Origin of the sequence: Pseudomonas sp. GXM4 (genome assembly GCF_008923895.1) — a bacterium.
GTDB classification, from domain to species: Bacteria; Pseudomonadota; Gammaproteobacteria; order Pseudomonadales; family Pseudomonadaceae; genus Aquipseudomonas; species Aquipseudomonas atacamensis.
Genome location: NZ_WBRZ01000415.1, coordinates 1 through 3,169, shown reverse-complemented (window position 1 = coordinate 3,169; position 3,169 = coordinate 1). Strand labels below are relative to the sequence as shown.

1 protein-coding gene and 2 pseudogenes are annotated in these 3,169 nt (G+C 44.6%); all 3 read left to right on the top strand.

What is annotated here, in order from left to right; genetic code table 11:
• Positions 1 to 800 (top strand): annotated as a pseudogene (locus tag F8N49_RS26785) (site-specific integrase); the annotation flags it as partial.
• Positions 801 to 861: 61 nt separating this feature from the next.
• On the top strand, positions 862 to 2,688 hold the full coding sequence (locus F8N49_RS26780; protein WP_256675529.1) for an integrase: 1,827 nt from the start codon (positions 862 to 864) through the stop codon (positions 2,686 to 2,688).
• Positions 2,685 to 3,169, top strand: a pseudogene (locus F8N49_RS26775) (integrase); the annotation flags it as partial. The gene F8N49_RS26780 and the pseudogene F8N49_RS26775, both read left to right, overlap by 4 nt.

The following is a 3,169-nucleotide window of genomic DNA, read 5'->3' as shown; positions in this document are numbered from 1 at the left end:
TAAAACAATCGCAAGAGATCAACACGGGCGAGTACATCCGAGATGGCGGTAAGTTGTACCCGTACAGCGAAGAGCAGCAGCGAGGGCTTATAAAATCCCTTTATGAAACTCAAAACACAGAGATGATCCTGAGTTTCCTAGTAGCCCTCACTAGCGGAGCACGTTCGCTTGCAACTTACACCCTTCGAACTTCTGACATATTGAATCCTGACGCGGTTAAAGGCAGCGAAATAGCTATTAAAATTGGACGCCATACGACCGTTGATAATAAAAACAACAAGAAAATGCAAATTTACATCCCAGCTTGGCTAAATCGCCTTATCTACACATATATACATTCTGAACGCTACAAACGTAGAGTTGCTAAGGCAGGTCAACCAACAGATGGCGCGCAGTATGTATTCCTTACATCGCATGGCACCCCATTCCACATATCCAAGGGCGACATGAGGAGAGGACAGGGCCAACAAATCCAAGAGGGGAATTCGGTTCGGAAATTTATTTCCAGCAGACTTCAGCCGGCTCTCAACAAACTTGAATCACCCTTCAAATTCCGTTTCCACAACTTGAGAGCTTGCTTCGGCATGAACCTTTTAGAAGAACATATTAAAGGCTTACCACCAGGATCCCACTTGATAGCACGAGCCTTGGGCAAAGTCCAACAGCGTATGGGACATGCTCACATTTCTACCACGGAAAGATATCTAAATTACCGTGAGGACAAAAAGTTGACATTCCAGGCGCAAAGCATGTTCGAACAACACCTGCAGACCCTCTCTGAAAATTATGTACACAATTAAAGTTAAGTCATATCTACGTCAAGTCACTGGTATTACTATCGTTGAGATTGACAAGCTATCGATGCAAGAAATCAATACAAAAATTGATGAGCTTGGCATCCATAAGGTGGCGTTTTCCACTAAAGACGAAACTGTATTCCACGTAGGATCGCTCTGCTTTCGCAATCGTTATCGCATCGGGAACACCGCACTGTTTCAATGCCAAAGGTTTGACCTGGATGAGAACAGGTGCAAGGCACTTGATGGTTGGGCAAGAAATGCGATCACGGCTGTAAAGACCGGTGTAATCAGCCAAAAAACATTTTCCTCCAACGCCGGTGAACTTAATCAATTCCTACTCTGGAGTGGCACAAATGGATACTCAGACCTTTTTGACAGTGTTGAACGGTATTACGAAGCTTATTCAGAATACTCTAAATTTGTCTACGACAAAGATATGGAGGGAAAGTATGTCTACCACACCGCCGCGATAAAACAGAGCACCCCATTTTATATAATCCACTGGTTTTTCCCCGAATGCGTCGTAAATTTCAAACCAGCTCTCCCGAAAGTACCAGTGAAACATACTTACAACCCAACTCCTGTACCACCGGAGCAAGAGGTAGCTCATGGGATTGGGCTGTGCACTGAAATTTTCAACGCATTCACGGAAGCCCTGCTGAATCATTGGAAATATCCATTTCAAGTAACCTTACTGAACGAGCGTCTTTGGATAATCCCTCACCAATGGCTGTGCCATACGCAAACAGCAACACCACCTGAGACTAGCACAGGCCTATGGCACTACAAGTCAGGCACATTGCGGCCGCAAACGCATGAGTTCCGCATTAAGCGTTATCACAGAGCGATGAAGACCATCACGGAAGAGAATCAAAACCCACAGGTGCTGACTACACATAGGCACCGTTTGGGAAAATGGGCGCATGATAGCTTTCTACTGATGTTCGCGGCCAACACTGGGATGAACGAACAGCAGATCAGGGATCTGGAATGGTTATCAGGCGAGTACGAAATAGTACCAAGCACCCAAGGATTCAGAACTGTAAAATGGCGTGCAGGTAGAAAGGCGCAAAGTTTCACAATCGCAACTAGCTTTGTAAAACATTTTGAACAGTTCCTTAAACTAAGATCTTTCCTCACGAGAGAAAGGCCAACCAACTCCCTATTCATCCAAATTCCCGTGCTTGTGGAAAAACGGTGGAGACCATTACAGCCAAATGCACTGAGAAAACTGGGCGATGCAATTCGCAAATATCTTGATGAAAGATTCCCTTTTCTGAGCTATCGACAACTGCGACTTTACAAATACAACTACTTACTAAAAGAGTTTGGAGTTGTGGTGGCTAGTCAAATAATGCAGAGCAGTGTCGGCACAATCGCAAGGGCGTATTCAACTGCTGCTGACGATGTAGCCACCAAGGAGATTAGCGCCTACTACAACCTCCTGTCAGAGGCTCACAAGAAAAATATTCAAAGAAGGATGCAAACAAGCATTCCTTCCGGGCATTGTGTTGAGCCTGGTAAAGCAATTGCACTGGAACAGATCGACCACCCTGTAGCAGAACCTACTTGCAGAAACTTTATCACCTGTTTGTTCTGCGAACACTTCGTTGTACACGCCACGAACAACGACATCCGCAAATTGCTCAGCCTCCGCTATTTCCTTATGGAGATACGCAGCCAATCAACTTCAGCGCAAGAGTTTGAAAAAATGAATGGCGCAACTCTCCAAAAAATCAACTTCATTATTGAAAATCTCAGAGAGACCTCGAGCGAATTCAGCTCCACTGTAGACCTCATTGAAGAAGAGGTTTTTTCGAGCGAAATTTTGACTGACTACTGGGCAGCACTTCTAGACAACCTAGTAAGAATTGGAGCTATGAAATGAATTCGGCCAACGCCAAAAAGCATGATAGCAAAAGCAGCGATGCCTACTTGAACATGGATGTATCTGAGATCAACGAGAGTACAGTGATTAGCCGTGACAAGGATGGAAATATCATTTCACTTTTTGCTCACACAAAGTGGTTCACGCCTCAGCTTAGCAATCATCATATCAAAACATCTTGGATGTGCTTCGCCAAATTTAGCACGAAAACTGAGATCGAACTTGAGAGCTTAGCCCAAGCAAAGAAAATTATCTGCACACAGATATTTCGCCCCTCAAGAAGAACAGGCTCTTTCCCTAGCCACGACGGGGTTATGTCCAACCTTGGAGCTCTTCGTAAGCTCCATACTTTCGCCTCAAAAAAAGGTTTGACTCTCGATCAGCTTTTTGAGAGCCCGAATGACTTCGATGAATACATCCGGAGTACAGAATCACTAATTAACCTTAGAACACGCCAAACAATGCTCAACAAAATAGTGGA